The sequence below is a fragment of the Bariatricus sp. SGI.161 genome (assembly GCF_050313695.1).
Classification (GTDB): Bacteria; Bacillota; Clostridia; order Lachnospirales; family Lachnospiraceae; genus JAFBIX01.
Window position 1 is genome coordinate 1 of the sequence record NZ_JBNPLX010000057.1, and the last position, 5,894, is coordinate 5,894.

At 37.0% G+C, this 5,894-nt stretch carries 5 protein-coding genes; 2 read left to right on the top strand and 3 right to left on the bottom strand.

Going from position 1 to position 5,894, the window contains the following annotated elements; translation table 11 throughout:
• Positions 1 to 138: 138 nt before the first annotated feature.
• Positions 139 to 945: a DNA adenine methylase gene (locus ACQRBH_RS16930; protein WP_427762622.1), complete on the top strand. Its 807-nt coding sequence runs from the start codon at positions 139 to 141 to the stop codon at positions 943 to 945.
• A gap of 41 nt (positions 946 to 986) precedes the next feature.
• On the top strand, positions 987 to 3,278 hold the full coding sequence (locus ACQRBH_RS16935) for a DGQHR domain-containing protein (RefSeq protein WP_427762623.1): 2,292 nt from the start codon (positions 987 to 989) through the stop codon (positions 3,276 to 3,278).
• Between the two features lie 256 nt (positions 3,279 to 3,534).
• Here the strand turns inward: ACQRBH_RS16935 and ACQRBH_RS16940 are convergent, their stop codons facing one another.
• From ACQRBH_RS16940 to ACQRBH_RS16950, 3 genes are all read right to left on the bottom strand, one after another.
• On the bottom strand, positions 3,535 to 4,434 hold the full coding sequence (locus ACQRBH_RS16940) for a phage major capsid protein (protein WP_427762625.1): 900 nt from the start codon (positions 4,432 to 4,434) through the stop codon (positions 3,535 to 3,537).
• Between the two features lie 17 nt (positions 4,435 to 4,451).
• On the bottom strand, positions 4,452 to 4,976 hold the full coding sequence (locus ACQRBH_RS16945; RefSeq protein WP_427762626.1) for a hypothetical protein: 525 nt from the start codon (positions 4,974 to 4,976) through the stop codon (positions 4,452 to 4,454).
• Between the two features lie 147 nt (positions 4,977 to 5,123).
• On the bottom strand, positions 5,124 to 5,894 hold a 771-nt coding region (locus tag ACQRBH_RS16950), incomplete at its 5' end, for a DNA primase family protein (protein ID WP_427762627.1).

Here is a 5,894-nt window from a genome sequence, read left to right on the forward strand (position 1 = left end):
CTGAACGATGTCAGAAAAAAGCTGTTTTGTTGAATAATAATAAAAAACGTGATAAACTTATTGTGATATTATGCCTTTTATGGTGTTTATGTCGAATTATGAAAGGTACATATGATATATGTGTAATGGATAAAAGAGATGAATTATACTTTTCTGAAGTGGGCGGGTGGAAAGAGATGGTTTGTTAATAATGAGAGTCATCGATTTCCATTGAGATATAATAGATATATAGAACCCTTTTTGGGAGGCGGTGCTGTATTTTTTTATTTACAGCCCCAAAATGCAATTTTGAGTGATATTAATAAAGAGTTAATTGATACTTATGTAGCTGTTAAAAATGAAGTAGATGCAGTATATAGAAATTTGAAAATACATCAAAGGAAGCATTCTAGAGATTATTACTATACTATAAGAGATAGAAAAACGAGAACAATGGCAACGTCTGCGGCTAGAATGATTTATTTAAATAAAGCATGTTTCAATGGAATATATCGAGTTAATAGTCAAGGAAAATTTAATGTTCCGTTTGGGACAGGAAGAGAAGTATCTTTTGAACAAGAAAACTTATTGCAATCATCTGAGATTTTACAAAATGCGATGATTTTGTGTCAAGATTTTCAGGCTACTATTGATATGGCACAACAAGACGATTTTTTGTTTTGTGATCCGCCTTATGCAGTAGTAAATGAGGATGCAAGATTTGTTAGCTACACGGCGGATATTTTTTCATGGAATGATCAAGTAAGACTTGCGGCTGCTTTAGAGCGAGCTAAAGAGAGAAATGTGAAAATTATTATGACAAATGTAGATCATCCGGCAGTACGTGCACTGTATGAAAATATTGATGGTTTTACATTGGATACAGTTTCTAGAAGCTGTTTTATTTCTGGTAATAAGGAAGGGCGAAAGGCATATAGTGAATTGATTGTCACCGCCAATATATAAAACAAAAGGAAGGTTAATGCGTCTATAAGCAGGGAACGACAATGACAAATTGGGAAAAAATAGTATCGGGAAAAGATTTAGTTAAAGCTAAAAATTTGAGAAAGAATCAATATGTTGAAGCTAGAGAAAGGCGAGTTGCGCTGTCTGAGTTAGAAGAAGAAGGCTGGGAATATGTGAAAGATTATGCAGATCCCAAGTTTATAAAAGTGCGTAAAGAAAAACCGTATGATGAACGTTTTGAAGATAAAGTATGGTTATTGTTTGCTCAAATGGGTTTTACGCATCTAAATAAAGATAGAAATTTCAAAATGTCATACGATTATCATAATCCCGATTTTACCCAGCAGATTGATGTTTTTGCTGCAGATGATGAAACTGTACTGATTGTAGAATGCAAATCAGCCGAAACTATGAAAGACGGTGTGTTTAAGAAACCATTAGAGTCTTTACACGGGCAGATGGATGGCCTTAGAAAAGAGGCATTAAAACAATTTCCTAAGCGGAAGGTAAAGTTTATATGGGCTACAAACAACTACATTATGAGCAGAGCTGATTTAAAGAAAATGGAAGAATGGGGGATCATCTATTTTAGTGATTCTGTTATTCAGTATTATTCAGAACTTGTGAAACATTTAGGGACATGTGCAAGGTATCAACTTTTAGGAAATTTGTTGGCAAATACGGAAATTAAAAATATGCAAAACGAGATTCCCGCAATTCGTGGAACAATGGGGGGTTTTGAATATTATGAATTTTCAATCGAACCAGAAAAATTGTTAAAAATCGGATATGTATTACATCGGAGCGAAGCTAACAAAAATATGATGCCGACCTACCAAAGAATAATAAAGAAAAAACGTTTGAAAGAAGTACAGACATTTATTAATGGTGGAGGATATTTTCCTAATTCACTTATTATTAGCATAGATACTAATGGAAAAGGCATTCAATTTGATTTATCACCAACAAAGGTAGAAGGGTCTCTTTCAAGGTTGGGAGTCTTACATCTTCCAAAACGGTATCATTCAGCATATATTATTGATGGTCAACATAGATTGTATGGTTATTCTGATACGGTATTTGCAAGTAAAAATACGATACCTGTAGTAGCATTTATTGATTTGGAAAGAAAAGAACAATTGAAATTGTTCATGGATATTAATGAAAATCAGAAAGCAGTTTCAAAAACTTTAAGAGTTACGTTAAATAGTGATATGTTATGGGACTCCGATGATTATAACGCACGTAGAGAAGCCTTGCGTTCTAAAATCGCACAGATGTGTGGGGAAGAGGCATCATCGCCTCTTTTAGGAAGAGTTGTAATAGGTGAGGATGAAAAGAATCCAACAAAATGTATTACGATTGAGGCAATTCAAGCGGCACTGAAAAAGAGTGATTTTTTCACTATTTTTGGAAAAAATAATACGATACAAAGTAATGGGACATTTGATTTAGGTGATAACCAAACAACATGTGATCATTTTTATCCGTTCCTTGAAAGTTGTTTGAAAATGATAAAAGCACGTTGTAGCTCTGAATGGGCGTTAGGTGAAACAGGAATATTAACAATTAATAGAGGAATACAAGGCGTAATTCGCTTGATAAATGATATAGTTAATCATTTAGTAGATCAAAAGAAAATTAAGCCACAACAAGATAACATTGACACGTTAGTGGATGAAGTAGAATATTACTTAGAACCACTAATGTTGTATATCAATAATATACAGGAAGAACAGAGAAAAGAGTTGAAAGGATTTCTTGGTGGTGGTGCGGATAATAAATTTTGGAGAAATTTCCAAAAAATTGTATCAGAAGAAAGAAAGGATTTTTCACCTCCAGGTTTGGCGGATTTCGTTGAAAATGAAACGAAGCAGTATAATACAGAGTCAAGAGAGTATTTGGTAACAATTGAAAGTATCCTTAAAGAAAAAATAGCATCTGCATTATCAGAATATTATGGTGAGAATTGGGTTATCAAAGGAATTCCAAAGTCTGTATATAAAAGAGCGAAAAGTGAAGCAGATGAGAAGAATTATGAATACGTATCTCAAGATGAAGATATAGAATTAATATCAGAGTGGGATTGTATTACGCTGGCTGAGTGTAGAGAAATTGTAACATATTCTCATAACTGGAGTGAAATATTTGAGAACATTATTACACGTCCAGAGGAAAAGAAAATTACTGGTGGTAAAGATGCAAAAACAGCGTGGATTACTACGTTGAGTAAAGAAAGCAACAAGTTAATGAAGCCTACATATAGTGTCCCAAAGGCTGTTTTTGAACTGATCAGCAGTATATATCAGTGGCTTGGAAAAGTTGATAAATAATGGGGGATATCAAATCTCTACAACTTTTCCAATAGAAGACCGCCGCCCCCTCAAACGTGAATTTTCGCAGAATTAAGCAGGGGGGATACCCTGTTTGAGGGGAAAACGTGAGAAAACATAGAATATATAAGTGGGTTTTATAAATGGTTTCGCCAGTTTATTGGGAAAAGGGCTATGTTTTGTGGCGAAAAAGGGAAATTTTTAGTAAGAAAAATATGTACACAGGGGTCGGGATTCACCGGCTCCTGTTTGCATCTTACGCTATGGTAAGTGTTTTGACTGCTTCTGGTTGGATGAGTTTTCCGTCAAGGCGTTCATGTGCTGCGAAGCCTACAAGTCCTTCGACAGCGTAACGTTCACGAAGAACTTTTACAGAAAGTGGTCTGCGTTCCATAATCCAGTAGTAGGATAAATCTCCGAATGCGATTGGTTTTGCTCCAGTTCCGATGTTTGGCATATATGGTGTGTTGATGACTGGTTTTCCGAAGATAGTGTCATCGCTATGTCTCCAGATATAATTACCATCAGCGTCTTTTACGGAACGAAGAGTGAGTGCTGTTTCATCATTCATTATCCATGCGGAGTGTTTACGATATTCTGGTTTTACAGAAAGATATAATGCAACGATATCATCAAAGGTGATGTCTGCGCTGGTAGCGGTCTTTCCGACTTCAGCAGTCTGTAATAATCCAGTTGGTTCATCGATACCAGTTCCATTGATGAAAATGTTTTCTTCTGCTCGTCCGAAACGTCTGGCAAATTCATTATTGAGATATGCTTCTACTGGGAAGTTCATGTCTGCAATGAAAGTGCTGTTCAGTTTAGAAAGGACAGCAAGTTTATAGGAACTGAATGAAATTTTATTGAAGGTATCACTGTCTTCCGGAAATGCCATATTTTCTGCTGTGATTTTCGCGTCAGCAGTAGATACAACGGTCTGGATATAACCGTCTCTGGTCGGTGCTTTTACTACTGTGCCATATCTTCGGAAAAGATTTTCTTTTGCAAGGGCAGCAGTGTAATCTTTATTGAATCCAACGGGAATCATATAACTAGCAGAACCGCTGTCATATCCTTCGTTAAGTGTAACTGGGTCAATACGTTTCTTGCCACGAATCATATCGTGGAATGCTTGGTTGTAAATTGTACTTGTCATAAGAAATTCCTCCTATATTAGTGTGAGAGTCTTGGATCACATTCAGTGCAAATGAATGTGTGGTTATCAATTGCAGTCATTCTGTGCTGGTCGTGATGCGGGCAGATGACAGTCATGCGATGGGCATTGGGTATTTTTCCTTCGGTGATACGTTCTAGAGTGAATTTACCGCTTTTTTCTTCTCGTAGGCAGAAGTCAAAGTCACCTTTCTTTTCTAATGAATCTTTATCAAACTGTCCGAAGGTATTGCGGTAGGCGTTTACTGTATTGCTCTTGTAGATAGGGAATACAAAATTGTTCATAGTGAAATCCTCCATTAAATCTTTTTTGAATCGGTGTTTGTAATAAGTTTCCAGTTCTGAGAAGGTGCTGAAATAATGTCCGCTTCCACGATATTCCAAGCACCAGTGTTTGTCAGACGGAATGTGGCTTTGCATGATGACCACGGCATCTGATTGGCTCTGTGGAATAATTTTTCTGACCTCATATTTTACAAGGTCTAATCCATTCCACAGAAATCGTTCCATAATTGAATGTTCCATGAGTTTTCCTCCTGTTTTTTTATTTCATCAGATGTGTGTCACTCAATGACGGTCATTGTATAAACCTCTCTAAGGAGTAAATTTTTTAGTCCTATACATAGTTCTATATATGAGTGGCATAGACTGTCACACATGCTGTTGATGATATTAAGTTAAGAAATCGGACTTGATTTTCAGTCCTTTTACGAACCTTCCATTGCGGTCACGATGGCGAGAGAACCCTGCCAGTTCGATTGCTGTGTAGAAATCAGTAGTGCTTCTGGTGTAATCACCTGTTGTCATGCAGTAGGAACGGTAATCGGAATACAGTTCCCCAGATTTGACTTTGAAGTTCTCGCTGATTTCACATCGTTCTGATAAAAACTGTGAGAGCCAGTCGTTATCCTGACGATAGGAATCAATCGCTTTCTTTACACATTCTGGTGGTTCAATTTTAAATTTTTCTTCTATGACCATTCTTGCACCTTCGATAATCCAAGAGAGGACTGATCCTCCTGCATTCTCAACAAGATACTCAGAATAGTTTTTATAGTCACCATTCCCTTCAATCTTTGCGTTGAACGGAATCACGATAAGCCTGCGCCATGTGCCCGGGTCATTTGCTCCGACCTTTGGCAGATGGTTCGTATACAATACCAGCGTGTGGCTTGGTATGTACTTGAATGGATCTTTATATTTCTTTTCTGCGAATATCTCATCCGTGGAGCAGAATTGTTTTACACTTGCAGTATTCAGACGAGTCCCTTCTTCTAACTCTGCTGCGATAAGAAGGCGTTTGCCTTTGGCTTCAGCAAGTTCCGGTTTTACGTTCCTACGGCATCCGACCGTAAGAGAATCTGCTGAGATATTCCCACTGTAACTGCCAAGGACTCGGGAAATAGTATCCCAGAAAGTGGATTTACCATTGCGTCCTTCACC

What these genes read in the sequence shown, in the direction of transcription:
- ACQRBH_RS16935 (WP_427762623.1), top strand. Translation starts at nt 987, where the DNA reads ATGACAAATTGGGAAAAAATAGTATCGGGAAAAGATTTAGTTAAAGCT.
- ACQRBH_RS16945 (WP_427762626.1), bottom strand. Translation starts at nt 4,976, where the DNA reads ATGGAACATTCAATTATGGAACGATTTCTGTGGAATGGATTAGACCTT.
- ACQRBH_RS16930 (WP_427762622.1), top strand. Translation starts at nt 139, where the DNA reads ATGAATTATACTTTTCTGAAGTGGGCGGGTGGAAAGAGATGGTTTGTT.
- ACQRBH_RS16940 (WP_427762625.1), bottom strand. Translation starts at nt 4,434, where the DNA reads ATGACAAGTACAATTTACAACCAAGCATTCCACGATATGATTCGTGGC.